The 26,067-nt window shown below is 70.8% G+C and carries 26 protein-coding genes; 18 read left to right on the top strand and 8 right to left on the bottom strand.

All coding sequences use genetic code 11. The features are described 5' to 3' along the window. Positions 1 to 108 precede the first annotated feature (108 nt). Positions 109 to 1,653 (top strand): ABC transporter permease, encoded by a 1,545-nt coding sequence (locus tag AC2DGY_RS06335; protein ID WP_484508850.1) that lies wholly within the window; start codon positions 109 to 111, stop codon positions 1,651 to 1,653. 31 nt (positions 1,654 to 1,684) lie between these two features. Beyond that, positions 1,685 to 2,764 (top strand): ABC transporter permease, encoded by a 1,080-nt coding sequence (locus AC2DGY_RS06340; protein WP_484508851.1) that lies wholly within the window; start codon positions 1,685 to 1,687, stop codon positions 2,762 to 2,764. Between the two features lie 14 nt (positions 2,765 to 2,778). Here the strand turns inward: AC2DGY_RS06340 and AC2DGY_RS06345 are convergent, their stop codons facing one another. After that, the gene (locus AC2DGY_RS06345) at positions 2,779 to 3,378 is read right to left on the bottom strand and encodes a PH domain-containing protein (protein WP_484508852.1); all 600 of its coding nucleotides are present in this window, start codon (positions 3,376 to 3,378) and stop codon (positions 2,779 to 2,781) included. 62 nt (positions 3,379 to 3,440) lie between these two features. On the opposite strand from AC2DGY_RS06345, the gene AC2DGY_RS06350 reads away from it, so the two are divergent. From AC2DGY_RS06350 to AC2DGY_RS06390, 9 genes are all read left to right on the top strand, one after another. Then, positions 3,441 to 5,204 (top strand): dipeptide ABC transporter ATP-binding protein, encoded by a 1,764-nt coding sequence (locus tag AC2DGY_RS06350; protein WP_484508853.1) that lies wholly within the window; start codon positions 3,441 to 3,443, stop codon positions 5,202 to 5,204. An 88-nt stretch (positions 5,205 to 5,292) separates the two neighbouring features. After that, entirely contained in the window at positions 5,293 to 7,203 is a 1,911-nt protein-coding gene (typA, locus tag AC2DGY_RS06355; RefSeq protein WP_484508854.1) for a translational GTPase TypA, read from the top strand. 65 nt (positions 7,204 to 7,268) lie between these two features. Further along, positions 7,269 to 8,018 carry an AzlC family ABC transporter permease gene (locus tag AC2DGY_RS06360; RefSeq protein ID WP_484508855.1) on the top strand — a complete coding sequence of 250 codons (750 nt, stop codon included), beginning with the start codon at positions 7,269 to 7,271 and terminating at the stop codon, positions 8,016 to 8,018. Continuing rightward, a complete protein-coding gene (locus tag AC2DGY_RS06365) occupies positions 8,015 to 8,329 on the top strand; it encodes an AzlD domain-containing protein (protein ID WP_484508856.1) in 315 nt (104 codons plus the stop codon). The genes AC2DGY_RS06360 and AC2DGY_RS06365 overlap by 4 nt, the downstream gene beginning before the upstream one ends. Before the next feature lie 52 nt (positions 8,330 to 8,381). Then, the gene (locus tag AC2DGY_RS06370) at positions 8,382 to 8,804 is read left to right on the top strand and encodes a histidinol dehydrogenase (RefSeq protein ID WP_484508857.1); all 423 of its coding nucleotides are present in this window, start codon (positions 8,382 to 8,384) and stop codon (positions 8,802 to 8,804) included. Positions 8,805 to 8,813: 9 nt separating this feature from the next. Beyond that, entirely contained in the window at positions 8,814 to 9,134 is a 321-nt protein-coding gene (gene fdxA, locus AC2DGY_RS06375) for a ferredoxin (RefSeq protein WP_484508858.1), read from the top strand. Between the two features lie 10 nt (positions 9,135 to 9,144). Continuing rightward, positions 9,145 to 10,251, top strand: coding sequence for a succinyldiaminopimelate transaminase (gene dapC / locus AC2DGY_RS06380; protein WP_484508859.1), 1,107 nt, complete (start codon positions 9,145 to 9,147; stop codon positions 10,249 to 10,251). 189 nt (positions 10,252 to 10,440) lie between these two features. Beyond that, on the top strand, positions 10,441 to 11,736 hold the full coding sequence (locus AC2DGY_RS06385; protein WP_484508860.1) for a citrate synthase: 1,296 nt from the start codon (positions 10,441 to 10,443) through the stop codon (positions 11,734 to 11,736). Between the two features lie 102 nt (positions 11,737 to 11,838). After that, positions 11,839 to 13,443 (top strand): L-lactate permease, encoded by a 1,605-nt coding sequence (locus tag AC2DGY_RS06390; RefSeq protein ID WP_484508861.1) that lies wholly within the window; start codon positions 11,839 to 11,841, stop codon positions 13,441 to 13,443. Here AC2DGY_RS06390 and dapD read toward each other — a convergent pair whose 3' ends face one another. After that, complete coding sequence (gene dapD / locus AC2DGY_RS06395; RefSeq protein ID WP_484508862.1) at positions 13,444 to 14,400, bottom strand: 2,3,4,5-tetrahydropyridine-2,6-dicarboxylate N-succinyltransferase; 957 nt, start codon at positions 14,398 to 14,400, stop codon at positions 13,444 to 13,446. It abuts the gene before it with no gap. A 60-nt stretch (positions 14,401 to 14,460) separates the two neighbouring features. On the opposite strand from dapD, the gene dapE reads away from it, so the two are divergent. The 3 genes from dapE (at position 14,461) to AC2DGY_RS06410 (ending at position 16,982) form a co-directional block, all read left to right on the top strand. Then, a complete protein-coding gene (gene dapE / locus AC2DGY_RS06400) occupies positions 14,461 to 15,537 on the top strand; it encodes a succinyl-diaminopimelate desuccinylase (RefSeq protein ID WP_484508863.1) in 1,077 nt (358 codons plus the stop codon). Next, positions 15,519 to 16,727, top strand: a complete 1,209-nt coding sequence (locus tag AC2DGY_RS06405; protein ID WP_484508864.1) for a hypothetical protein — start codon at positions 15,519 to 15,521, stop codon at positions 16,725 to 16,727. The genes dapE and AC2DGY_RS06405 overlap by 19 nt, the downstream gene beginning before the upstream one ends. Before the next feature lie 84 nt (positions 16,728 to 16,811). Beyond that, positions 16,812 to 16,982: a DUF3117 domain-containing protein gene (locus tag AC2DGY_RS06410; protein ID WP_135067559.1), complete on the top strand. Its 171-nt coding sequence runs from the start codon at positions 16,812 to 16,814 to the stop codon at positions 16,980 to 16,982. A 55-nt stretch (positions 16,983 to 17,037) separates the two neighbouring features. Here the strand turns inward: AC2DGY_RS06410 and AC2DGY_RS06415 are convergent, their stop codons facing one another. Further along, on the bottom strand, positions 17,038 to 17,676 hold the full coding sequence (locus AC2DGY_RS06415) for an O-methyltransferase (protein WP_484508865.1): 639 nt from the start codon (positions 17,674 to 17,676) through the stop codon (positions 17,038 to 17,040). A 71-nt stretch (positions 17,677 to 17,747) separates the two neighbouring features. Between AC2DGY_RS06415 and AC2DGY_RS06420 the strand changes: the two genes are divergently transcribed. Further along, the gene (locus AC2DGY_RS06420; RefSeq protein ID WP_484508866.1) at positions 17,748 to 18,128 is read left to right on the top strand and encodes a twin-arginine translocase TatA/TatE family subunit; all 381 of its coding nucleotides are present in this window, start codon (positions 17,748 to 17,750) and stop codon (positions 18,126 to 18,128) included. 12 nt (positions 18,129 to 18,140) lie between these two features. On the opposite strand, the gene AC2DGY_RS06425 is transcribed toward AC2DGY_RS06420, so the two are convergent. The 3 genes from AC2DGY_RS06425 to AC2DGY_RS06435 are packed head-to-tail and all read right to left on the bottom strand — an operon-like array spanning position 18,141 to position 21,135. Further along, entirely contained in the window at positions 18,141 to 19,298 is a 1,158-nt protein-coding gene (locus AC2DGY_RS06425; protein ID WP_484508867.1) for an Mrp/NBP35 family ATP-binding protein, read from the bottom strand. Further along, positions 19,295 to 19,822, bottom strand: a complete 528-nt coding sequence (locus tag AC2DGY_RS06430) for a DUF1003 domain-containing protein (RefSeq protein ID WP_484508868.1) — start codon at positions 19,820 to 19,822, stop codon at positions 19,295 to 19,297. The genes AC2DGY_RS06425 and AC2DGY_RS06430 overlap by 4 nt, the downstream gene beginning before the upstream one ends. Then, entirely contained in the window at positions 19,822 to 21,135 is a 1,314-nt protein-coding gene (locus AC2DGY_RS06435) for a magnesium transporter MgtE N-terminal domain-containing protein (protein ID WP_484508869.1), read from the bottom strand. Before AC2DGY_RS06435 ends, AC2DGY_RS06430 begins: the two co-directional genes overlap by 1 nt. A gap of 69 nt (positions 21,136 to 21,204) precedes the next feature. Between AC2DGY_RS06435 and AC2DGY_RS06440 the strand changes: the two genes are divergently transcribed. Continuing rightward, positions 21,205 to 21,894, top strand: coding sequence for a YflT domain-containing protein (locus AC2DGY_RS06440; RefSeq protein WP_484508870.1), 690 nt, complete (start codon positions 21,205 to 21,207; stop codon positions 21,892 to 21,894). Continuing rightward, positions 21,891 to 22,568: an alpha/beta hydrolase family protein gene (locus AC2DGY_RS06445; protein ID WP_484508871.1), complete on the top strand. Its 678-nt coding sequence runs from the start codon at positions 21,891 to 21,893 to the stop codon at positions 22,566 to 22,568. Before AC2DGY_RS06440 ends, AC2DGY_RS06445 begins: the two co-directional genes overlap by 4 nt. Before the next feature lie 40 nt (positions 22,569 to 22,608). On the opposite strand, the gene AC2DGY_RS06450 is transcribed toward AC2DGY_RS06445, so the two are convergent. Together AC2DGY_RS06450 and AC2DGY_RS06455 are read right to left on the bottom strand one after the other, a co-directional pair. Then, positions 22,609 to 24,027, bottom strand: coding sequence for an aminopeptidase P family protein (locus tag AC2DGY_RS06450; protein WP_484508872.1), 1,419 nt, complete (start codon positions 24,025 to 24,027; stop codon positions 22,609 to 22,611). A 29-nt stretch (positions 24,028 to 24,056) separates the two neighbouring features. Next, positions 24,057 to 25,088, bottom strand: a complete 1,032-nt coding sequence (locus AC2DGY_RS06455; protein WP_484508873.1) for an endonuclease/exonuclease/phosphatase family protein — start codon at positions 25,086 to 25,088, stop codon at positions 24,057 to 24,059. A gap of 83 nt (positions 25,089 to 25,171) precedes the next feature. Here AC2DGY_RS06455 and AC2DGY_RS06460 point away from each other — a divergent pair, with 83 nt between their 5' ends. Further along, the gene (locus AC2DGY_RS06460; protein WP_484508874.1) at positions 25,172 to 26,035 is read left to right on the top strand and encodes a PHP domain-containing protein; all 864 of its coding nucleotides are present in this window, start codon (positions 25,172 to 25,174) and stop codon (positions 26,033 to 26,035) included. The last annotated feature ends 32 nt before the right edge of the window (positions 26,036 to 26,067 follow it).

The following is a 26,067-nucleotide window of genomic DNA, read 5'->3' on the forward strand; positions in this document are numbered from 1 at the left end:
GAGTCATACGGCTCCGGCACCCCGCACCTTCGCGCGTGAGAGAGCGCGACTACTCTTTCCGAAACACGTTCCCCCGTGAGTCGGACCGATCGAAAGAAGTGACACGCGATGGTCGGATTCGTCCTCAGGCGCATCGCCGTCTCCGTTCTGGTGCTGCTCGCCGCGTCGTTCATCATGTACGTGCTCGCCGCCAACGCCGGAAACCCCCTCCAGGACCTGGAAGGCAGCAACGCCCCGAATCGTGAGCAGCTGATCGCTGCCCGCATCGCAGACCTCGACCTCAACGTGCCGCCGGTCTTGCGGTACTTCCTGTGGCTCGGCGGCGCCGCGCAGTGCCTCATCCCCTTTGTCGGCACGTGCGACCTGGGGTCGACCATCTCGAACGCCCCGGTCACGGAGATCCTGCCTGCGGCCATGGCCTCGACTCTGCAGCTGGTGATGATCTCCTTCCTCGTCGCGATCATCCTCGGTGTCGCGGTGGGCGTCGTCACGGCCCTGCGCCAGTACAGCGGGTTCGACTTCGGTGTGACGCTGCTGAGCTTCTTCCTGTACTCCCTCCCGGCGTTCCTGGTGGCCGTGCTCCTGAAGGAGTTTCTGGCCATCGGGTTCAACAACTTCCTGCAGTCCGAGACGACCATCCCCCTCGGGGTGATCGTCGCACTCACCGTGGTCAGCGCCATCGTGTGGCAGGCGATGATCGGCGGGCCCGGGCGTCGCCGGCTCATCGTCGCCGGTGTCTCGGGCGCGGCGAGCGCGGCCCTCCTGGTGTACTTCGATGTGACCGATTGGTTCCGCCAGCCGGGGCTCGGCCCCGTCGGACTCCTCCTGCTCATCGGCGGCACGGTCATCCTCGCCACGGCGCTCCTGGCGGGGCTCGACAACCGCCGGGCGCTGCTCATCGCCGGCCTCAACGGCGCGATCGCCTACCTCTGCTATTTCGCGCTGCAGGGCCTGTTCGACGTCTCCACGTTCGGGACCCTTTTGATCCTCGGCCTGCTCGCGCTGGCCGTCGGCATAGCGACGGGATTCCTCCTGGGCGGGCCCGATCGCGGCATGGCCGCGCGTATCGGCGGCATCGTCGCCGTCATCTCCTCGGGTTTCGTCGTCCTCGATCGCTACATGCAGTCCTGGCAGGTCTACATGAACAACCCGAGGATCAACGGCCGCCCGATCGCGACCGTGGGTGCGAGCACCCCCGGGTTCTCGGGTGATGTCTGGCTGTCGGGGATCGACTCGTTCACCCATCTGCTCCTGCCCACCATCGCGCTGCTGCTCATCTCCTTCGCCAGCTACACGCGATACGCCCGCGCCGGGATGCTCGACGTGATGAACCAGGACTACATCCGCACCGCTCGGGCCAAGGGCGTGTCCGAGCGCACCGTGGTCATGCGCCACGCGCTGCGGAACATGCTCATCCCCATCGTCACTCTGATCGCCACCGACGTCGGAACGCTGCTCGGCGGAGCGGTCATCACCGAGCGCGTCTTCGCCATCAGCGGGATGGGGTCGCTCTTCGTCTCCTCCATCGAGCGAGTGGACGTGAACCCCGTGATGGGGTACTTCCTGATCATCGCCGTCACAGCGATCGCGTTCAACTTCCTCGCGGACCTCGCGTACGCCCTGCTCGACCCCCGCGTTCGGGTCGTCGCATGATCGCCATCTTCCGACCTGCGGAGGTCACCCGATGACCCAGATGATGCCCGAACCGGCACTGACCCCGGCGCCGCTGTCCCGGGAGGACGAGCACACCGTCGGCGTCAGCCAGGGGCGCCTGATCCTCCGGCGGTTCCTCGCGAACAAGGTCGCCCTCGTCTCCGGCATCCTGTTCCTCCTGATCGCGGTGTTCTCCATCTCGGCGGTGGGACTCGGTCCCATCCCCGGATGGTGGAAGCACAACTACACCTCGCTCAACACGCAGCTCAACGGCGGTGCACCGACGCTCTCGCTCGTCCCGCAGTGGCTCGGCGGCTCCGGCGTCACCTTCGGCGAGCACCCCTTCGGCCAGGACCGGATCGGCATCGATTACTTCGCGATGACGATGCGCGGCATCCAGAACTCCATCGTCGTGATGTTCGTCATCAGCATCGTCGGAACCGTCATCGGCACGGTCGTCGGCGCGATCGCCGGGTACTACCGCGGCATCGTGGATTCGGTCCTGATGCGCATCACCGATGTCGTCATCGTCATCCCCATCATCGTCATCGGCGCCGTCGTGGGCCGGGCGACCGGTGGTCTCGGCGTCTGGCCGCTCGCGTTCTTCCTCGCGCTCATCTCGTGGACCACGATCGCGCGCCTCGTGCGAGCGGAGTTCCTGAGCCTGCGCGAGCGCGAGTTCGTCGAAGCGGCGCGGGTGGCCGGCGCGAGCGACGCCCGCATCATCTTCAAGCACATCCTCCCGAACGCCATCGGCGTCGTGATCGTCGCGGCGACGTTGCTGGCTGCCGCAGCCATCCTCCTGGAGACCGCGCTGAGCTTCCTCCGCCTCGGCGTGCAGCCGCCGGACGTGTCGCTGGGCCTGATCATCTCCGACAACCAGTCCGCCTTCCAGACCCGCCCGTGGCTGTTCTGGTGGCCCGCGCTGTTCATCGTGCTGCTGGCGCTCCTGGTGAACTTCGTCGGCGACGGGCTCCGCGACGCGTTCGACCCCAAGCAGAAGAAATTCTCGTTGCGGCGCACGAAGGAGCCGACCTCGACGCGCTCGACCGCCGCGTCCACCGCGCCCGTCGCCACCGCGCCCCCCACGTCGACACCCCCAGCGCCATGACTCCGACGTGCAGGTCACACCAGAAGGATCGCCCCCACGAGTCCGGCGGCACCCGCGACGATGGCAACGATCGCGCTGAGGCGCGGACGCACCTGCAGTTCGGTCCGGTCGGCCACCCCCGGTTCTATGCGCCCGCTGTCGCGCAGCCGGTGCCAGCGATCCCGGACGAGTTCAGCAGCGCGTCCCGAGTCCGTCGTCGGCAGATCGCCCGGCCGCACGTCCGGCCGGGTGGGCTGTTCCGAGCGCCGGTGAGCGCGCGCGGCTCGGACAGAGGTCATGGCGCCGGGCGCCGGTGCCGCGGTGGCGCTGATGCGGCGCCGCGGGGTGTGCAGCACCAGGGCGTAACGGGTGTCGATGTGGATGAGCGCGGCCCAGGGGACGCGGTACTCGGTGAGAACGTTGGCGATCTCTGCGGCCTCGTCGTCGACGGCCACATGGGGCGACCACAGCAGCGCCCACACGAGGGCCACGCCGCTCGCGGCCCCCAGGATGATGCCGGGCGCGGCGGCGACGCCGGGCGTGAGCACGGTCACCAGGGCCACTCCCGCCAGCGCCACCCACGTCACGATGCTCAACACCTGATTGAACCTCGAACGGAACACGACGCGTGGCATCCGTTCATTGTCCCATTCCCCGACGTCTCGCTCCCGCCGCGCGGGACGGAAAGGACGCTGTCATGACCTCGACCGCACAGCCGGCGACCCCGGCGCTGGAGATGACCGACGTCAGCGTCGACTTCGCCGTCGACGACGTCTGGGTCCCGGCGGCGAAGAACCTGACGTACTCCATCGCGCGTGGCCAGGTCGTCGCGGTGGTGGGGGAGTCCGGCTCCGGCAAGAGCGCCAGTTCGATGTCGATCCTGGGACTCCTGCCCCGCAACAGCCGCGTGCGTGGCAGCATCCGCGTCAACGGGCGCGAGATCCTGGGATTGCAGCCTGGGGCCCTGCGTCAACTGCGCGGCACGGAGGTGGCCGCGATCTTCCAGGAGCCGATGACGGCCCTCAACCCGGTGCTCACCGTCGGCTTCCAGATCATCGAGGCGATCCGCGGCCACACCTCCAAGAGCCCTTCCGAGGCCAAGGCCCGCGCCCTGGAACTCCTCGGCCTGGTCGGACTCCCCGATCCGGCCACGGCGTTCGACTCCTACCCGCACCAGCTCTCCGGCGGCCAGCGTCAGCGTGCGATGATCGCCCAATCGATCAGCCTCGACCCGGCGCTGCTGATCGCCGACGAGCCGACCACGGCGTTGGATGTCACCGTGCAGGCCGAAATCCTGGACCTGCTGCGCGACCTTCGCGACCGCATGGATTCTGCGATCCTCCTGATCACGCATGACATGGGCGTGGTGGCCGACCTGGCGGATTGGATCGTCGTGATGAAAGACGGCGACATCGTCGAGCAGGGTGACGTGCGGGCGGTGCTCGGCAACCCGCAGGAGGCCTACACGCGCGAACTCCTCGCCGCCGTGCCGCGCCTGGGCGAGAAGTCGGGCGACCACGAGGCCGTCGATGTCGTGGAGAGCCTGGCGCACGTCGTAGAAGAGGTCGAGGCGGGGGTGGATCAGGCGACGATCGCCGAAGCCGCCGCCGCTCCCGTGATCGCCAAGCCCGTGCTCGAACTCGACCACGTATCGGTGGAGTACGGCAAGCGTCGTCGCGTCGCCGCCTTCCGCGCCGTCGACGACGTGACGCTGGGTATCGCCGAGGGGGAGATCGTCGGGCTCGTGGGCGAATCGGGGTCGGGCAAGTCCACGATCGGGCGGGCCGCCATCGGCCTGCAGCCCATCGCGGAGGGGCGTCTCGTCGTGGACGGCATCGACATCAGCACCGGCGCTCGGAAGGTGGTGGCCTCGCTTCGCCGCAAGGTCGGCATCGTCTTCCAGGACCCCTCGTCGTCGCTGAATCCCCGTATGCCCATCGGCGAGAGCATCGGCGAGCCGATCATGCTCGCCGGCGAGGCCAAGGGCAAGCAACTCGACGCGCGCGTCGAGCAGCTCCTGGACGAGGTGCGTCTGCCGCGCAGCTACCGCAACCGCTACCCGCACGAGTTGTCGGGGGGCCAGAAGCAGCGCGTCGGCATCGCGCGTGCACTCGCCCTCAAGCCGCGGCTTCTCGTCGCCGACGAACCCACGAGCGCGCTGGATGTCTCGGTGCAGGCCCGCGTATTGGAGCTGCTGAGCGAATTGCAACGGGAGTACCGCTTCGCGTGCCTTTTCATCAGCCACGACCTGGCCGTGGTGGATGCGCTCGCCGATCGCATCGTCGTGCTCCATCGGGGGCGGATCGCGGAGCAGGGCACGCGCGACGAGATCCTGCGCGCGCCGAAGGAGCCGTACACGCAGCGCCTCATCGCAGCCATCCCGGTACCGGATCCGGAGACCCAGGCAGCACGCCGCGAACTGCGCCACCAACTGCTCCTGGCGGAGGGCGACGCATCCTGAATTCGCGGTGCAGCCGCTACACAGCGCCGCGCCGGTAGAATGGGTCGGCCCGATTCCGGGCGAACCCCGAAACTTCAAGGACACCTTCATGGCGCATGCCCTCCGTTCCGATCTGCGCAACGTCGCGATCGTCGCGCACGTCGACCACGGCAAGACGACGCTCGTGGACGCCATGCTCCGGCAGACCGGCTCCTTCGGCTCTCACGAGCACATGGAGGAGCGCGCGATGGACTCCAACGACCTCGAGCGGGAAAAGGGCATCACGATCCTCGCCAAGAACACGGCGATCACCTACTCCGGCAAGCACACCGACACGCCGGTGACCATCAACGTCATCGACACCCCCGGCCACGCCGACTTCGGCGGCGAGGTCGAGCGCGGGCTGTCGATGGTGGACGGCGTCGTCCTCCTCGTGGATGCCTCGGAAGGGCCGCTCCCGCAGACCCGGTTCGTGCTGCGCAAGGCGCTGGAAGCCAAGCTCCCCGTCATCCTGCTGGTCAACAAGACCGACCGCCCCGACGCCCGCATCGCCGAGGTGGAGGAGGAGAGCCACGACCTGCTGCTGGGGCTGGCGTCCGACCTCCAGGACGACGTGCCCGACCTCGACGTCGACGCCCTGCTGGACGTCCCCGTCGTGTACGCCTCCGGGCGTGCCGGCGCAGCATCCCGCAACCGCCCCGAGAACGGCAGCCTCCCCGACAACGACGACCTCGAGCCGCTGTTCGAGGCGATCCTCGAGCACGTGCCGGCGCCGGCCTACGACGACGAGGCGCCCCTGCAGGCCTGGGTCACGAACCTCGACTCGAGCCCCTTCCTCGGCCGCCTCGCGCTCCTGCGCGTCTTCAACGGCACCCTGAAGAAGGGTCAGACGGTCGCCTGGGTGCGCGCCGACGGCACCGTCAGCAGCGCCCGCATCACCGAGCTGCTGAAGACCCGCGCCCTCGAGCGCTACCCGGCCGAAAGCGCCGGCCCCGGCGACATCGTCGCGATCGCCGGCTTCCCCGACATCACGATCGGCGAGACGATCGCCGACCCCGACGACGTGCGGCCGCTCCCGCAGATCCACGTCGACGAGCCGGCGATCTCCATGACGATCGGCACGAACACGTCGCCCCTGGCCGGCAAGGTCAAGGGCCACAAGCTCACGGCGCGCCTGGTCAAGGACCGCCTGGACCGCGAGCTGATCGGCAACGTCTCGCTCAAGGTCGTCGACATCGGCCGCCCCGACGCGTGGGAGGTGCAGGGCCGCGGTGAGCTCGCCCTGGCGATCCTCGTCGAGAACATGCGCCGCGAAGGCTTCGAGCTGACCGTGGGCAAGCCCCAGGTGGTCACCAAGAAGGTCGACGGCAAGACCTACGAGCCGTTCGAGCACCTGACCATCGACGCCCCCGAGGAGTACCTCGGCGCCATCACGCAGCTGCTCGCCGCCCGCAAGGGCCGCATGGAGAACATGACCAACCACGGCACCGGGTGGGTGCGGATGGAGTTCGTCGTGCCCTCGCGCGGCCTCATCGGCTTCCGCACGGAATTCCTCACGACCACCCGTGGCACCGGCATCGCCAATGCGATCTCGCACGGCTACGAGCCGTGGGCCGGAAGCATCGTGACGCGCCAGAACGGCTCGATCGTCGCCGACCGCTCGGGCGTGGTCACCCCCTTCGCGATCATCGCCCTGCAGGAGCGCATGTCGTTCTTCGTGCAGCCGACGCAGGAGGTCTACGAGGGCATGGTCATCGGGGAGAACTCCCGCAACGACGACATGGACGTCAACATCACCAAGGAGAAGAAACTGACCAACATGCGTCAGTCCACCTCCGACACGTTCGAGTCGATGACCCCGCCGCGCCAGCTGTCGCTCGAGGAGAGCCTGGAATTCGCCCGCGAGGACGAGTGCGTCGAGGTCACCCCGGAAACGGTGCGCATCCGCAAGGTCGTCCTCGACCAGACCGAGCGCGGCCGCGCCGCCAGCCGCCTGAAGCGCCAGGACGCCAACGTCTGACCCCCGACGACCGGTGCGCGCGGAGGCGCGCGCGGGCGTCGGCGGCCGCCGCTAGGCTGGCGCGAGTGACCTCGCCGCCTCCCGATCCCGTCGACGAGCAGCGCCGGGCCGGCCGGCAGGGGATCGCCGTCTCCCTGGCCACCAGCGCGTACGGGATCTCGTTCGGTGCGCTTGGGGTGGCCTCCGGGCTGGATGTCTGGCAGACGTGCGTGCTGAGCCTGTTCATGTTCACCGGCGGTTCCCAGTTCGCGTTCGTGGGCGTCGTGGGCGCGGGGGGTATCGCGGCCGCTCCGGCCGCCATCGCCTCCTCCGCGCTGCTGGGAGTACGCAACGTCGCCTACGCGATGCGGATGTCGCCGGTGATCGGACGGGGATTCTGGCGACGCGCCGGCGCGACGCAGTTCACGATCGACGAGTCGATCGCGGTCTCGCTCGCACAGACCGACCCCCGTGCACGCACCCTCGGGTTCTGGGTGACGGGGATCGGCATCTACGTGGGGTGGAACCTCTCGACCCTCGTCGGCGCGCTCCTCGGCGACGTGCTCGGAGACCCGCGTCAGTACGGGCTGGATGCGGCGGCGGCCGCGGCGTTCCTCGCGCTGCTGTGGCCCCGGCTGCGGGGACGTCAGGCGATCGCGGTCGGCGCGGGCGCGGCGGTCATCGCTGCGGTGCTCACCCCTGCGCTCATGCCGGGGCTGCCCGTGATCGCGGCGGCCGTGGTCGCGGTGGTGGTGGGATGGTTCAACTGGCTCGGCCGCGCCGACCAGCCGCCGCCGGAACAATTCGATGTGCCCGAACGAGGGGGGTTGCCATGACGATGTGGACGGCGGTGCTCCTGGCCTCGGTGATCTGCCTCGCGCTGAAGGCGGTCGGCTATCTCCTCCCCGCCCGATGGGTGGAGGCCCCTCGGCCGGCGCGGATCGCCGATCTCCTCACCGTGGCGCTGCTGGCCGCCCTCGTCGCCGTGCAGACGCTCGGCGCCGGCCAGGCCGTGGTCGTGGACGCGCGCATCCCCGCCGTCCTGGTGGCAGCCGGGCTACTGGCGCTTCGTGCCCCGTTCCTCGTCGTGGTCCTCGCCGCGGCGGTCACCGCCGCGCTGCTGCGGCTGTGGGGGTGGGCGGTATGACGGGCCTTCGTCCCCGGGGCGGCACCGCGACACCGGCACCTAGACTGTCGCGGTGACCTCTCCGGCGGCCGGGCTCCTCGCAGCGCGCATTCTCACGTGGACGGTGTCGCTCCTCATCGGGGCGGTGTACGGCACCGCCGCCACCGTCGGCCACGCCTTCGCCCTCGGTGCTCTCCCGGTGGGGCTCATCCTCGCGATCGTGGGGACAGGTGCGCTGCTCGTCGCGTTCCGCACGCTCACCGCCGACCGGTGGACGGCGTTGGCGGGCGGCCTCGGGGTCGTGCTCGTGACGTTCCTGTTCAGCAACGTGGGCCCCGGCGGTTCCGCGATCGTTGCCCCCTCCTCGCCGGAGACGGAATGGATCCCTCTCACCTGGACCATCGCCGTACCCGTGCTCGTCGCCCTCGTCGTCGCGTGGCCCGACCTGTCCGGGCTGCGCGCCGAACCGGCCGCCCGCCCCGGTGAGCCCACGTAGACTGAATCCGTGACGTATGTGATCGCCCTCCCGTGCGTGGATGTCAAAGACCGCGCGTGCATCGACGAGTGCCCGGTCGACTGCATCTACGAAGGGGAACGCTCTCTCTACATCCACCCGGACGAATGCGTCGACTGCGGTGCGTGCGAACCCGTGTGCCCGGTCGAGGCCATCTACTACGAGGACGACCTGCCCGAAGAGTGGCAGGACTACTACAAGGCCAATGTCGAGTTCTTCGACGACATCGGTTCGCCCGGGGGCGCAGCGAAGGTCGGCGTGATCCACAAGGATCACCCCGTCATCGCGGTGCTGCCGCCGCAGGGCGAGTGAGCGCCTGCTGATGGGGGTCGGCGATCTCGCTGACTACCCGTGGGACGCGGTCGCCCCGTACGCGGAGAAGGCCCGTCGTCATCCGGGCGGCCTGGTCGACCTGTCGGTCGGCTCCCCGGTGGATCCGACGCCCGCCGTCATCGCTGCGGCCCTGGCGGGCGCGACCGACGCGCACGGGTACCCGCTGACCTCCGGGACCGCGGATCTCCGCGAGGCGATCGCGGCGTGGTACCACCGGCGCAGGGGAGTCCCGGGCCTGACCCCCGCCCACGTCATCCCGACGGTCGGTTCCAAGGAGCTGGTCGCCCTCCTCCCGCTCCTGCTCGATCTCGGGCCGGGGGATGTCGTCGTCCATCCGCGAGCGGCGTACCCGACCTACGACGTGGGAGCGCGCCTGGTGGGGGCGACGCCCTTCGCCGCCGACGATCCCGACGAGTGGCCGGCCGGCACGCGCCTGGTATGGCTCAACTCGCCCGGAAACCCGGACGGGCGGGTGCTGGATGCGCCGGCTCTCCGCCGCGCGGCGGACCGAGCGCGCGCGCTCGGTGCGGTCCTCGCCTCCGACGAGTGCTACGCGGAACTCGGGTGGGACGAGCCGTGGGCGCAGTCCCCGATCCCCAGCATCCTCGACCCGCAGGTCACCGGTGGCGACCTCACCGGGCTGCTGTCGGTGTACTCGCTGAGCAAGCAGTCCAATCTCGCGGGGTACCGCGCCGCCTTCCTCGCCGGCGACCCCGCGCTCATCGCGCCGGTGCTCACCGCCCGTCGTCACCTGGGGCTCATGCCCCCCGCCCCCGTGCAGGCCGCCATGACGGCAGCACTGGCCGACGATACGCACGTGGAGGCCCAGAAGGAGCGTTACCGCCGGCGCCGGGCGCTGCTGAAACCGGCCGTGGAGGCGGCCGGCTTCCGCATCGATGCGAGCGAGGCGGGCCTGTACCTGTGGGCCACCGAGGACCGCGACGCGTGGGACAGCCTCGGCCGGCTCGCCGACCTCGGCATCCTCGCCGGTCCCGGCCATTTCTACGGTCCGCACTTCCCCCGACACGTGCGGCTGTCCCTCACGGCGACCGACGAACGCATCGCGGCGGCGGCGGAAAGACTGCGCTCGGCCTGACGTGTGGGCGCCTGCCTCCATTCGGAGGGGGACCCCTTTGGCCGTGTCCGTCCTGGTCCCGCACGCCCATTAGGCTGTACGAGCACGGGGATGAGGTGACCATCCACGTCGTCCGTGCCGGCCCGGCGCGCGCGGACGTGCCTCCGGGGTGAGCGGGTTGAACGCGACCAGGAATCGCAAGGAGGCGCAGTGAGCGACACGGGAACGCAGGACGAGAAGGCCACCCTCACCGTCGGGGAACGCACGGCCGAGTTCCCGGTGCTGCCCGGCACCGATGGGGTGCCGAGCATCGACATTTCGACGTTCACGCGTCAGACCGGCCACACGGCTCTCGACTACGGCTTCGTCAACACCGCGTCCACCAAGAGCGCGATCACGTTCATCGACGGCGATCAGGGGATCCTCCGCTACCGCGGCTACCCGATCGAGCAGTTGGCGAAGAACAGCACGTACCTCGAGGTCGCGTGGCTGCTCATCTACGGCGAACTGCCCTCCGCCGACGAGCTCGCCGCCTTCGACGAGCGCATCCGACGCCACACCCTCCTCCACGAGGACCTCAAGCGCTTCTTCTCCGCCCTCCCGCACACGGCGCACCCCATGTCGGTGCTGTCGGCGGCCACCGCCGCGCTCTCGACCTATTACGAGAGCGAGTCCGACCCGCACAACCCCGAGCACGTCGAGCTGAACACCGTGCGGATGCTGGCCAAGCTCCCCGTGATCGCCGCGTACGCGCACAAGAAGAGCGTGGGCCAGGCCTTCCTCTACCCCGACAACTCGCTCGGTTTCGTCGACAACTTCCTCAAGCTCAACTTCGGCGTGCTCAGCGAGGAGTACGACGTCAACCCCGTCATGTCGCGCGCGCTGGAGCGCCTCCTCATCCTCCACGAAGACCACGAGCAGAACGCGTCCACCTCGACCGTGCGTCTGGTGGGTTCCACCGGTGCGAACCAGTTCTCCTCCATCTCTGCCGGAATCAACGCGCTCTACGGACCGCTGCACGGCGGCGCGAACGAGGCCGTCCTGGAGATGCTCGGACGCATCCGCGACTCCGGCGAGAGCGTCGAGCGCTTCGTCGAGCGGGTGAAGAACAAGGAGGAGGGCGTCAAGCTCATGGGCTTCGGCCACCGGGTCTACAAGAACTACGACCCGCGCGCCAAGCTCGTCAAGGAGTCGGCCGACGAGGTGCTCGAAGCCCTCGGCGTGAGCGACCCGCTGCTGGATCTGGCGAAGGATCTCGAGGAGATCGCCCTGAAGGACGACTACTTCAAGGAGCGCCGCCTGTACCCCAACGTCGACTTCTACACCGGCGTGATCTACAAGGCGATGGGTTTCCCCACCCGCATGTTCACGGTGCTGTTCGCGATCGGGCGTCTGCCCGGCTGGCTCGCGCACTGGCGCGAGATGCAGAGCGACCCGCAGACGAAGATCGGCCGTCCGCAGCAGCTGTACACCGGCGCCGCGGAGCGCGACTACCCCGGGGTCTGATCCACGCTGCTCGTCTTCGCCGTCGCGCAAGGGGGTGACCGGACGCTTTCGCGCGCGTAATTTGCGGACCGCGGGAATCGATCCGCACGAGCGGAGGCGGCCATGTGGGAGCAGACGACCGACCCCTTCGGGAGCCTCTGGCTCTCCGCGCTCGTGGCGGCCATCCCCATCCTGCTCTTCCTCTTCTGCCTGGTGGTGCTGAAGCTCAAGGGCATCATCGCGGCGGTCATCGCGCTGGTGGCGGAGGTGGTGGTCGCGCTGTGGGCGTTCGGGATGCCGGGATCGGCCGTTGCCGGGGCCGGCCTCGTCGGCGTCCTCACCGCCATCTGGCCGATCGCGTACATCATCGTCATGGCGGTGTGGCTGTACCGCCTCGCCGTCGCCAGCGGCCGATTCGACGTCATCCGCTCGTCGATCGGCGGGATCTCGCCCGACCAGCGCATCCAGGTGCTCCTGATCAGCTTCGCGTTCGGCGCGTTCCTGGAGGGCGCCGCCGGCTTCGGGGTGCCCATCGCGATCTGCGCCGCACTCCTCGTGCAGCTGGGGTTCCGCCCGCTCAAGGCGGCCATGATCTCCCTCGTCGCCAACGCCGCCGCCGGGGCGTACGGCGCGATCGGCATCCCGGTGATCGTGGCGTCGCAGGTCACCGGCATCGACCTCACGATCCTGTCGCGGTCGATGGTTGTCATCCTCCAGCCGTTGACGATCCTGATCCCGTTCCTGCTGGTCATGATCCTCGACGGGTGGCGCGGCCTGAAGGAGACCCTGCCGGCCACCGTCACGGTGACGATCGTCTTCAGCGGCATCCAGGGGGGCGTGCTGTGGTTCCTCGGCCCCGAACTGGCCGATATCGGCGCGGGGCTCGGGGCGATGATCGCGCTGGTCGCCCTCGGCCGGGTGTGGCAGCCGCGCAGTCACTTCCGCGAGGACGGCGGCGCGGTGCCGGTGATCGAGCGGCACGGCCTCCGGGAGATCGCGGTGGCCTGGAGCCCGTTCTACATCCTCACCGGCTTCGTCCTGATCTGGAGCCTCCCCGCGTTCAAAGGGCTGTTCACCTCGGGTGGTCCGCTGGCCGGCGCGGTCTTCCCCGTCCGGATCCCCGGTCTCACCGGTGAGATCGCGAACGCCGCCGGCGACCCGGTGACGGCGACGTGGGACTTCACGCCGCTCAACGCCACCGGCACGGCGATTCTCCTCGCCGTGATCGTGTCGTACCTCACGACGCCGAACCTGAACGCCAAGGCGCTGTTCGGAGAGCTCGGGGCGACGCTGCGCACCCTGTGGCAGGCGCTCGTGCTCATCGCCCTGATCCTGGCGCTGGCGAACATCGCCAACTACTCGGGCGGGTCGACGTCCATGGGGTCGGCCCTTGCCGCCCTCGGTCCCGTCGTGCCGCTGCTGGCCCCCATCATCGGCTGGATCGGCGTGTTCCTCACGGGGTCGGTCGTCAACAACAACACCCTGTTCGCCCCGCTGCAGGTGGTCACCGCGGAGGGCATCGGCGCCGACCCGGCGCTGACGGTCGCCGGCAACACCGCCGGCGGCAACACCGGAAAGGTGATCTCGCCGCAGTCCATCGCGATCGCCGCCGGCGCTGTGGGGCTGTCCGGCCGGGAGAGCGACATCCTGCGGGCGTCGATCCTCTACAGCCTCGGCATGCTCGCGGTGATCTGCCTCTGGAGCTTCACGCTGTACCTGGTGTTCTGATCAGGCGTGGAGCGCCTCGTTGAGGACCACGCCGACGCCCTCACGGCGAACGACCTCGACCGCGCCGGTGAGGGAGTTGCGGCGGAAGAGCAGGCCGGACCGGCCGGAGAGCTCCGCGCCCTTCACGACGGGCTGCGTACCGTCGGGCCGGGGGGCCGCGCCGGGCAGCGTGATCTTCGTCCCGGCCGTGACGTACAGGCCCGCCTCCACGACGCAGTCATCGCCCAGGGAGATGCCGATGCCGGCGTTGGCCCCCAGGAGTGTGCGCTCCCCGATGGAGACGCGGTGCGTACCGCCTCCCGACAGGGTCCCCATGACCGAGGCGCCCCCTCCGATGTCGCTGCCGTCTCCGACGACGACGCCCTGGGAGATGCGGCCCTCGACCATGGAGGCCCCGAGCGTGCCGGCGTTGAAGTTCACGAATCCCTCGTGCATGACCGTCGTGCCGGGGGAGAGGTAGGCGCCCAGCCGTACCCGTGATGCGTCCGCGATGCGGACGCCGGCGGGGGTCACGTAGTCCAGCAGGCGCGGGAACTTGTCCAGCCCCTGCACCTGCACGCCTTCGCGCAGCAGCAGGGGGCGCAACCGCGTCGCCTCGCCAGGATGCATCGGCCCCGCCGTCGTCCACGCGACGGTGGGGAGGTGGGCGAAGATGCCGTCGAGATCGAGCTCGTTGGGGCGGACGAGGCGGTGCGAGAGGGCGTGCAGGCGCAGATAGGCATCCGACGTGGAGGCGGGCGCCGCATCCAGGTCGATCTCGAGGGCGACGACCTCCACCTCCACGGCGCGGCGCGGGTCCGCCACGGCGAGCTGCTCGAGTGCCGCGGGAGGCATGGCCGGGTTGAACCCCAGGGGGAGGCGCCCGAGGGCCGGCTCCGGGTACCACGTGTCCAGCACGGTCCCATCCGCCGCCACCGTCGCCAGGCCCAGCCCGTGCACCCACCGCTCGTCGCTCATGCCTCCCACGCTAGCGGCTCGCCCTCCGCCGCTCCGACGCGGCGTCGGTAGGATCGGGGGGTGCCAGCCCTCGATCTCTCCGCCTCATCCGTCGACCTCACGCGCGCGATCTGCGACATCCCGAGCGTCTCGGGAGAGGAGCAGTCCCTCGCCGACGCCATCGAGGAGGCCGTGCGCCCGCTGGCCCACCTCGAGGTCGTCCGCGACGGTGACACGATCGTCGCCCGCACCCACCTGGGCCGGGCTCAGCGCGTCGTGATCGCCGGGCACATCGACACCGTTCCGATCAACGGCAACCTCCCCACGCGCGACGTCGAGGTCGACGGTGAGCCCTACCTGTGGGGTCGTGGCACGGTCGACATGAAGGCGGGTGTCGCCGTGCAGCTGCGGCTGGCCGCCGAGCTCGTCGCCCCCCGCGTCGACATCACCTGGATGTGGTACGACCACGAGGAGGTCGATGCCGACCTCAACGCGCTGACGCGGCTGTCCCGCACGCGCCCCGACCTGTTCGCCGGAGACTTCGCCATCCTCGGGGAGCCCTCCAACGGCCAGGTCGAAGGCGGGTGCAACGGCAACCTGCGGGCCATCGTGCGCACCGACGGCGTCCGGGCGCACAGCGCCCGCGCGTGGGTGGGGGAGAACGCCATCCACAAGGCCGCCCCCATCCTGTCGCGCCTGGCGGAGTACCGTCCGCACGAGGTGGAGGTGGAGGGCCTGGTGTACCGGGAGGGGCTCAACGCGGTGCGGATCGCCGGCGGCGTGGCGGGCAACGTCATCCCCGACGCGTGCGAGGTGGAGGTGAACTACCGCTTCGCGCCCAGCCGCGATGGGGAGGAGGCCACCCGGATCGTCCGCGACGTGTTCGCCGGGTTCGAGGTGGAGGTCATCGATCTCGCCGATGGCGCCCGCCCGGGATTGGATGCGCCGCTCGCGCAGGAGTTCGTCGCGGCCGTCGGGGCGGAGCCCCGCCCGAAGTACGGATGGACCGACGTCGCGCGCTTCTCCGCGATGGGTGTCCCGGCCGTCAACTACGGCCCCGGCGACCCGCAGCTGGCCCATCACGACGAGGAGCGCGTGCCGCTGGCCCAGATCGTCGAGGTCGAGCGCGGCCTGCGGGCGTGGCTGAGCGACTCCTGACCCGCGCGCGGCGGCTCCCCGTCGCCGCGACGATCGGCATCCTCTATCTCGCGGCGCGCCTGGTCACGACCGCGTTCTTCTTCGCCGCCGCCGAGCTCTCCGGCCCCGGCTCCCGCTTCGGGGCGGATGCGACGATCGCCGAACTGGCGGTGGGGTGGGACGGCCAGTGGTACTGGTTCGCGGCGGTGAACGGGTATCCGGCAGAGCTCCCGCTGACGGCCTCTGGAGCGGTCGCGGAGAATGCGTGGGCGTTCCTCCCGCTCTACCCCTTCCTCGCCGCCGGGCTCGGAACCCTCCTCGGCTCGTGGGGCGCGGGGGCCGTGGTGATCTCGCTGGCCGCCGGCTACGGGGCGAGCCTCGCGCTGTACCACCTGGTGCGCCGGAAGCTGGAGGAGACCGCGTCCCTGTGGGCCGTGGTCTTCTTCGCCGCCGGCCGCCTGGGCGCGCTGTTCCAGGTCGCCTATGCCGAGGCGCTGTTCGTGTTCCTTCTCCTTCTGGCTCTCACCTGCGTGCTCCGACGGCGGTACGGGTGGCTCTATCTCCTCGTGCCCGTGATGGGATTCACCCGCCCCGGCATCCTCGCCTTCGCGCTGTTCCTCGCTCTCTTCGGGATCTGGCGGTGGTTCCGCCGTTCCCGCGAGCCGCTGCCGGCACGCGAGATCGTCCACATCGTGGCGCTCGGCGCGCTGTCGACGGCGGTCGGTTTCGCGTGGCAGGCGATTGCGGCGATCGTCACGGGCGATCCCGCGGCGTATCTGGCGACCGAGCTGGCCTGGCGGCGCAACTGGATTCCGGGGGCCGACGGCGCGTTCGTCCCGTTCGAGGGGTCGCTGGCCGCCGCCGCGTTCTGGTTCCGGACGTGGGGGATGGGCGAGGCGGCCGGGTACGCCGCCCTCGGGATGCTGATCCTCCTCGTCGCGGCGGCCCTGCTCTTCGAGCGGCATGTGCGCCGGCTCGGACCCGAGGTGCGACTGTGGTCGGCGGCTTACCTCGTCTACCTGCTCGCGGTGTTCTTCCCGCAGTCCAGCACCTTCCGCCTGCTCTTCCCGTTGACGCCGCTGACCGGTGCACTGGCTGCTCCGCCCTCGCCGATCTGGCGGATCGGCGTCCTTCTCGCCGGCCTGGCCGGCCAGTGGTGGTGGATCTTCCACATGTATGCGCTCGGCAACACGTACTGGCAGATCCCGTGAGCCGGGAAGGGCCTGGGGACGCGCGCCGTACGCACCGGTGCGCACGATAAACTGGGAGCGACCTATGAGGAAAGGGAGCCCGCGATGGCAGCCATGAAGCCGAGAACCGGTGACGGACCGATGGAGGCCGTGAAGGAGGGGCGCCTGATCATTGTCCGCGTTCCTCTGGAGGGCGGGGGGCGCCTGGTCGTTTCGGTCAACGACGCCGAGGCCAAGGAGCTTTACGACGTGCTGGGCGGGGTGGTCGGCGCCTGACGCCGTCCCCTCCGTAAGCAACGGCCGGTCCCTGTCGGGGCCGGCCGTTCCCGTGTCAGCGGGGCTCGGCGACGGTGGTGAGCTGCAGCAGGCCCTCGGCCACGGTCGACAGCGCACCGATGACGGCGGGGGAGGACTGCGTCTCCTGGATGAGCGAGCGGTACGCCCGCGTGATCGGGTCGCGGCGCACCGGGTCGGCCACCGCGCCGCCGGCGAGCACGCGGGGCACCAGCACCGTGCCTCCGGCGCGCACGAGGCGCAGACCGTGCTCGACGTACTCGATCACGCCCTCGGGCTCGGCGTCGACGAAGACGATGTCGTACGACGCCTCGTTCATCCGGGGGAGGACGTCTGCGGCGCGCCCGGTGATGAAGCGGGCACGGGCGGCGGGGATGCGGGCCTCGGCGAACGCGGCTCGCGCGGCACCGAGGTGCTCGGGTTCGCTGTCGATCGAGGTCAGGGTCGCGCGGGGCGAGCCGTGCAGGAGCCACAGCCCCGACACGCCGCCGCCGGTTCCGATCTCGACGATGTTCAGCGCGCGGGAGGCGGCCGCGATGACCGCGGTCTGCGCGCCGACGGGCGGGCTGATCGGGTCGGCGCCCAGCTCGAGGGCATGGGCACGCGCGCGAGCGATGTGCTCCGGCTCCACCGTCGCCTCGAGCACGAACCGCTGATTCGCCTCTGATCCGCTCATCCCGACCTCCTGGGCCAGACTACGTGGCCGCGTCCTGCCGATCGCCGAGGCGCGGCGGGTAACCTGAAGTCATGTTCTTCGGGCTCACGATCGAGAAGCTGCTGCTGATCGGCGTGATCGCGGCCCTGCTCATCGGCCCCGAGCGTCTGCCCCGCTACGCGGAGAATCTCGCGCGCCTCGCGGTGCGTGCGCGCGACCTCCTCCAGGGGGCGCGGTCGCGCATGCGGGAGGAGATGGGCCCGGAGTTCGACGAGGTGGACTGGCGCAAGCTCGACCCTCGCCAGTACGACCCTCGGCGCATCATCCGCGAGGCGCTCCTGGAGGATGCCCCGGTGGCCACGGTGCGCGCGGCCTCGGTCGCCGGCGCCGCCACGAGCGCCGGGACGACCCCTCCGCCCCCACCGGCATTCCGGCCGGGCGAGGCGCCTCCCTTCGACTCGGAAGCCACCTGACCCGTCTGGCCCTCAGCGGGGCGAGACCGGCAGGGACCGCCTCGCCAGGCCGCGGCCGGCGGCCGCGATCGATGACGCCAGCTCCTCCACGGCGTGGGCGGCCGCATCCTCGGGCTGACCGACGACGACCGGTATTCCGGAGTCTCCCCCCGCCCGCAGGGCCGGGCTGAGGGGAATCGATGCCAGCAGCCGGACGGGGCCATCGGCATGGTTGGAGAGCGCCCGAGCCACGTCCGCGCCACCGCCCGCGCCGAACAGGTCGAGCGTCGAACCGTCGGGAAGAGTCATGGCCGCCATGTTCTCCACCACCCCGATGATGCGCTGCCCGGTCTGACGGGCCACCAGGCCGCTGCGCACCGCGATGTCGGATGCGGCGCCCTGCGGCGTCGTCACCACGAGCACGTCGGCGTGGGGCAGGATCTGCCCCACCGAGATCGCGACGTCGCCGGTACCCGGCGGCATGTCCAGGAGCAGGATGTCGAGATCGCCGAAATACACGTCGGTCAGGAACTGCTGCACCGTGCGATGCAGCATCGGCCCCCGCCAGGCGACGGCGCCGGCGGCGGACTCGCCGGGTCGGCGGAGGAACATGCCGATCGAGATGACCTTCACGTCGTACGCCACCGGGGGCAGCATGAGGTCGTCGATGCGGGTGGGGGCGGGCGGGAGCCCGTCGGCGTCGACGAGCCCGAGGAGGGCGGGAATCGAGAACCCGTGCACGTCGGCGTCGACGAGTCCGACGCGCAGGCCCCGCCGAGCGAGGGCCACGGCGAGGTTGGCCGTGACGGTCGACTTTCCCACGCCGCCCTTGCCGCTGGTGACGGCGATGACCCGGGTGAGGGAGTCGGCGCCGAAGGGCATCTGGCGAGCCGGCCGGCCGCCGCGGAGGCGCTCGGTGAGCGCGCGCCGCTCCTCGGGCGTCATGACCCCGATCCCCAGGTCGACCCCCGTGATCCCCGGGACGGACGCCGCTGCCGCACGCACGTCGCGTTCGATGCGATCGGCGGCGGGGCATCCCACGATCGTGAGCGCGATGTCCACGTGGGCGAGGTCGCCCGTGACCGACACCGCGCGGATCATGTCGAGCTCGCCCAGCGGACGGCGCAGCTCCGGATCGCTCACGGCCGAGACCGCCGAGCGCACCGCATCGGTCCGCGCGGCGTCCGTCACTGCGTGGTCGTGTCGCGTTCGGGGGAGTCGAGCTCCTTCAGAAGCGTCTTCAGCTCCGAGCGCAGCGCGTCCTTCGTCAGCACGCCCTCGGTCATGTCCCGCACCGCCATCCGCAGCGCCACGATCTCCCGCGCGAGGTACTCGGTGTCGGCGAGGTTGCGCTCGGCACGCTGACGGTCCTGCTCGATCTGCACGCGGTCGCGGTCGTCCTGCCGGTTCTGCGCGAGCAGGATCAGCGGCGCCGCATACGAGGCCTGGAGGGAGAGGATCAGCGTCAGCAGCGTGAAGTTCATCGACGACGGGTCGAACTGGTACTCACGCGGGGCGGTGCTGTTCCACACCAGCCACACCACGACGAACGCGGTCATGCCCAGGAGGAAGGCGGACGTGCCCATCGCGCGCGCGAACGACTCGGAGAAGCGGCCGAAGCGGTCGCGCGAGGGGCGCGGAGCGCGGGGAGGCAGCACCCCGCCGCGGCCGAGGGGGGCATCGAGGGTTACCGCCTGCCGTGCGGGACGGGCCATCAGCGCCTCCTCGGGGTGGTGGTGGGCACGCCCGCCGTGGCGGGCTGGGGCCGGTTGGTGGTGCGCGGTCTCGGGTCGTCGCCGTTGTGCGAGCGCCAGTCCTCGGGCAGCAGGTAATCGAGCATGTCGTCGACGCTCACCGCCCCGACCAGACGGTGCGCGGAATCGACGACGGGGAGCGAGACGAGGTCGTAGCTGGCCAGCAGGCGTGCGACCTCGGCCGCCGACGCGGTGGCCGGCACCGGATCGAGGGTGTCGTCGATGATCGCGCCCAGGCGCTCGTGCGGCGGATAGCGCAGCATCCGCTGGAAGTGGACCGTCCCCAGCAACCGGCCGGTCGGCGTCTCATACGGGGGCAGGGTGACGAAGACGGATGCGGCGAGGGCCGGGTGCAGCTCGTGGCGACGGATGAGGGCGAGCGCCTCGGCGACGGTCGCGTCGGCGGACAGGACGATCGGTTCGGGGGTCATCAGCCCGCCGGCGGTGTCGGGGCCGTACTTCAGCAGCGCGCGGACGTCGTCGGCCTCGTCGGGCTCCATGAGCTCGAGCAACTGCTCGAGGCGGCCCTCGGGGAGCTGGCCGAGCAGGTCGGCGGCGTCGTCCGGCTCCATCGCGTCGAGGATGTCGGCGGCCCGCTCGTCCCCGAGGCGCTCCAGGATGCGCACCTGCTCGTCTTCGGGCATCTCCTCCAGCGCGTCGGCGAGGCGTTCGTCGGAGAGCTCCCCGGCGACGTCGAGCAGGCGTTCCTCGGGAAGATCGAGCAGCGTGTTGGCGAGGTCGGCGGGTTTGAGGTCGGCGTAGGTGGCCACGAGCTGCTCGGCCGACTGCGCTCCGCCGGTGGATGGCTGCTCCCGCACCTCCGCCCAGGTCGCGAAGGTCGTCGGGCCCTTCGCGAACGGGGACGCGCTGGTCCTCGGGCGCCTGAGGAACAGCTGTCCGATGTCCCATTCCCCCAGGCGGCTGCGCTCGATGGCGACGTCTTCGATGACGGCGTCGCCGGAGCCGTCGTTGAGGTACACGCGGCGGCCGACGAGCTCGGCGAGCACGCGCACCTCACCGCCGCGCTGCTGGAAGCGGCGCACGTTGATCAGGCCCGTCGTGATGACCTGGCCGCCCGCGATCGAGGTCACCCGGCCGATGGAGAGGAACACGTGGCGCCGGCCGGGGATCTCCACGACGAGGCCGACCACGCGGGGAGGGTCGGCGGAGCGGTAGATGACGACGACGTCGCGCACTTTGCCGAGGCGGTCGCCGGCCGGATCGAAGACGGCGCATCCGGCCAGACGCGCGACGAAGACCCTCTGCGTGCTCACGCTCCCAGCGTAGTCCCGCGGCCCCCCATCGGCAGGGGCGTGCCGCCCCCTGCGTGACAAGATGGACAGATGAGCATGCTCGGCGGACGCGTCCCTCCCGGTCGTGAGGCGGTGGGGGAGACCGTGGCGACCTTCCCCACGTACGAGGCCGCTCAGAAGGCGGTCTCGGCGCTCATCGCCGCCGAGATCCCCGCCCGCGACATCGCGATCGTCGGGCAGGGGCTGCGTTCGATCGAACGGGTCACCGGACGGCTGGGTTACGCCACGGCGGCGCGATCGGGAGCGATCAACGGACTGCTGCTGGGTCTGCTGTTCTCCTTCATCTTCGTGCTGGGCATGCCGACGGTCCAGATCTCGGTGTTCCTCGGTGTGCTCCTGGTGGGTGTGGCGATCGGCATGCTGATGAGCCTCGTGACGTATTCGATCGTGCGGCGCCGCCGCGACTTCGCGTCGGTGATGCAGGTGACCGCCGACCGCTACGAGGTGTGCGTGGTGCCGGGGAGCCTGCCCAAGGCTCGGCAGACCCTCGGGCCCGCGGCCACGGTCGCGGTGCCCCCGCCCGCGCCGGGTCCGGTCGGCGGCGAGGTGCCGCCGCAGTACGGTGAGCGGCTCCCCGACCCGGGTGCCCAGCCGGCAACGCCGCCCGTCCCGCCGCTGCCGGGGATGCCGGGGGAGGGCACTCCCGAGCCGCCGTCCGCGCCGGCCTCGCCGCCGGGAGCACCCGAGCCCCCGCGCTACGGAGAACGCACCGAGGGGTGAGCGCCGACCAGCCGCAGGGGATCGAGGTGGACCTCCCCTCGGGAACGGTCTCGATCCCGGCCGACCATGCCGCACCGACCGGCGCCTGGGCCACCATCGCGATCGCCCATGGCGCGGGGGCGGGGCGGACGCATCCGTTCCTCACGGGATTCGCCCGCGGCATGAAGGAGCACGGTGTCGCGACGGTGCTGTTCGACTTCCCCTACCGAGCGGCCGGGCGACGCATGCCCGGGCCACCGGCGCATGCCATCGCCACGTGGAGCGCGGTCATGGGATGGCTCCGCGAGCGCGGCGGCGCGGCCCCGGTGTGGGCGGCGGGGAAGTCGTACGGCGGACGGATGGCGTCCATGGCGGCGGCCGACGGCGCCATCGACCCCGCCGGGCTCGTCTACCTCGGCTATCCGCTCCATCCGCCCGGCGACCCCGCGAAGGCGCGCGTGGCGCACCTGCCCGGGGTGCCTCAGCCGCAGCTGTTCGTCTCCGGAACGCGGGATCCGTTCGTCGACCCGCACGCGCAGCTGGAGGATGCGGTCGCCACCTGCCCGGACGCGCGCCTGATCTGGGTCGAGGGCGGCGGGCACTCGTTCGAGGGCAGCGGCCGCCCACGCGATGCCGCGGTGCTCGGCGCAGACCTCGCGCCGCTGGTCGCGGCGTTCCTGCGCGAGCGGTCGTGATCCCGCCGGCGGCGACCTCAGCGGCGGGTGTCGGAGCCCGCTAGCGCGCCTGGCCCGCGATCCAGGCCTCGACCTCGTCCGCCGTGCGCGGGATCGCGGCCGAGAGATTCACCGGGCCGTCGGCGGTCATGAGGATGTCGTCCTCGATCCGCACACCGATGCCGCGGTACTCCTCGGGCACCGTGAGATCATCCACCTGGAAGTACAGTCCGGGCTCGATCGTGAAGACCATCCCCGGCTCCAGGATGCCGTCGTAATACATCTCGCGTCGCGCCTGCGCGCAGTCGTGCACGTCCAGGCCCAGGTGGTGGCTGGTGCCGTGCACCATGTAGCGGCGGTGCTGCCCGCCGTCATCGGCATCCAGAGCCTCCTGCGCCGTCACCGGCAGCAGACCCCACTCGGCCACCCGCTCGGCGATGACCGTCATCGCGGCCTCGTGGACGCTGCGGAACTTCACGCCCGGACGGGCGGCGGCCATCGCCGCATCCGCGGCCTCCCGCACCGCCTCGTAGATCGCGCGCTGGATGGGGGTGAACCGGCCGCTCACGGGGATCGTGCGGGTGATGTCGGCGGTGTACAGGCTGTCCATCTCCACGCCGGCATCCACGAGCATGAGGTCGCCCGGCACCACCGCGCCGTCATTGCGGGTCCAGTGCAGGTAGCACGCGTGCGGGCCGGATGCGGCGATGGTGTCGTAGCCCTCGGTGTTGCCGTCGGTGCGCGCGCGGGTGTGGAAGACCCCTTCCACCACCCGCTCGCCGCGGGGGTGGGAGATGATGCGGGGGAGGTCGGCGACGATGTCGTCGAAACCGCGCGCCGTGGCATCCACCGCGGCGCGGAGCTGGGCGATCTCGAAGTCGTCCTTGACCAGGCGCAGCTCGGAGACGACGCGCGTGAGGTCGGGGTCGTCGTCGACGACGAGGTCGCCGTCGCCCGCCTCGAAGGCGTCGAGGTGATCGGTGGGCAGGTCGAGATCGGCGGAGACCGCGGCCAGGGAGGGGCGCGGCCCGATCCAGAACTCACCGATCGCGGCGTTGCCGTAGAACTCCGGCGTGCTGCGGTCGGCGCGCTCGCGGAAGTACAGCGTGACCTCGTGGCCGCTGCGTCCGGTGGGTTCGAAGACGAGCACGGCGTCGGGCTCGGCGTCGGCGCCCCACCCGGTCAGATGTGCGAAAGCGGAGTGGGCGCGGAAGGGATAGTCGGTGTCGTTGCTGCGCTGGCGGAGCGCGCCGGAGGGGATCACCAGGCGCCGGCCGGGGAAAGCGCGTGAGACCGCATCGCGGCGCGCGGCCGTCCACGCGGCGGCTTCGCGGCGCGTCGGGAGGGATTCGGGGCGCTCGGCCCATCCGGTGGAGATGGTGTCCAGGAAGCCGCGGGGGAACGGCTGACGCCGGTTGGTGTTCGACGAAGCGGTCTCGTCGGCCGGAGTGATCGTGTCGCTCTCACCTGTGGTGTCCATGGGTCCCAGTCTCTCACCGGGAGGGCGGCTCACCGCCCGGATGGCTCCAGCTGCACGACGAGCGGGCGGTGGTCGCTGCCGGAGCCGTCGAGGGATTTCAGCACGACCGACCCGCTGGCCGTCCACTCCGGAGACACCAGGACGTGATCGATCGGGGCTCCCAGCAGTGCGGGTACCGCCGTGGACCACGTGCCCAGCGCGCCGTTGCCGGTGTCGGCGGCGACATCGCGGCAGCGCCCGAGTGCCCCGCCGTCCACTCCCAGCCCGGACATGTGATCCAGCGTCGCGTTGAAGTCGCCGGCCAAGATGACGTTCGCCGTGGCGCACTGATCGGCCAGCCACTGCAGGTCGTGGCGCCACGCGGTCATGTACTCCCGCCGAGGCGCGACGGCGTGCGCGGCCACGACGGTCGGGCCTGCGCCGTCGACCGGCATGGCCACGGCGCTCGGCACCGTCGAGGTGTTGCTCGACCCGTCCTGCGAGGACTCGATGACGGCGTAATCCCCCAGAGCGGGGGCGATCAGGAGGGTCGTGGAGGTCGCATCCCATCCGTCGACGCCGTACTCGCCGTACGCCGCGTGATGGGCCCACATGGGCGAGCCGAGGTCCCGCATGGCGATCGCGACCTGCTCGCCGGTCTCGATCGTCGTCTCCGGAAGCGTCACGATGTCGGCCTGCATGGCCACCGCGATCTGGGCGATCGTGTCGGCCGTGGTGGCCGATCCGGCCGTGTTCCACGTGAGGACGCGGACGCTCGTCTCGGTCTTCTCCGGCAGGGTGTCGCTGCCGAGGCCCCGCGAGAACAGGATCGCGCCGTTGGCCGCACCGGCGACGAGGGCGATGAGCGCGAGCGACAGCGCGAGGGCGCGGAGGGGCCGGATGAGCGCCAGCAGCAGGGCCAGCCCCACGAGAACGGCGAACCCGGCGGCGATCGGCCCGCGGAAGGCGATCATCTGCGCGATGGGGAATGTGCGCTCCACCTGGAACAGCTGAGGCCAGGTGAGCACCGCCGCCGCGAGGATGCAGAGCCCCGCCACGAGGAATCCGAGGAGACGGCGCACGTCCGCGACTCTAGAGCAGCTCACTGGGAGATCGGCGGACGCGACACCCGGGGCGGCGGTAACTGCCGCGATACGCTCGGAGGGTGCAGACGCCCCGACGCTTCGAAGGCCCGAGCGACCTGCACCTGCACTCGACCCACTCCGACGGCACCGAGGCGCCGGCGCTGGTCATGGCCGCCGCCCACCGGCACGGCCTGCGAACGGCCGCCCTCACCGACCACGACACGACATCGGGATGGGCCGAGGCCGCGGACGCCGCGACATCGCTGGGCATGACCTTCGTCCCCGGGATGGAGCTGTCGGCACGGCATCAGTGGCGCAGCGTCCACCTGCTGGCCTACCTCGTCGATCCCGACGAGCCAGAGCTGCGCGCGATGACCGACCGCATCCGTTCGTCGCGCCTGGATCGCGCGCGCCTCATGGCCGAGCGCATCTCCCGCGACTACGACCTCGGGTGGGACGACATCGTGGAGCAGACCACCGACGGCGCCACCGTGGGACGCCCGCACATCGCCGACGCGCTCGTCGCCCGCGGGCTGGTGCGCGACCGCGCGGAGGCCTTCGACGGCATCCTCAGCCCCGGCGGTGACTACTACATCGCGCTGTACGCGCCCGACCCGGTGACCGCGGTGCAGCTCATCGTCGGCGCCGGCGGCGTCCCGATCATCGCGCATCCCGCCGGACGGGCGGGACTGCTTCCCCTGGGGCTCCTGGACGAGATGCTCCGCGCGGGCCTCGCCGGGTTCGAGCTGGGCCACCGGGAGAACCTGGAGTCGGGCAAGCGCACCATCCGGCGGATCGCCGCCGAACGGGACCTGATCCTCACGGGATCCAGCGACTACCACGGCCTGGGCAAGCCGAACCGGCCGGGGGAGAACACCACGTCCGACGACATGGTGGCCCGCATCCTCGCCGCCGGCACCGGCACTTCACCGGTCTACCCGTAGCGGCCGACCCGCCGCCGCGGTCAGGCCGCGGG

Source organism: Microbacterium sp. Z6_144, from assembly GCF_057197625.1.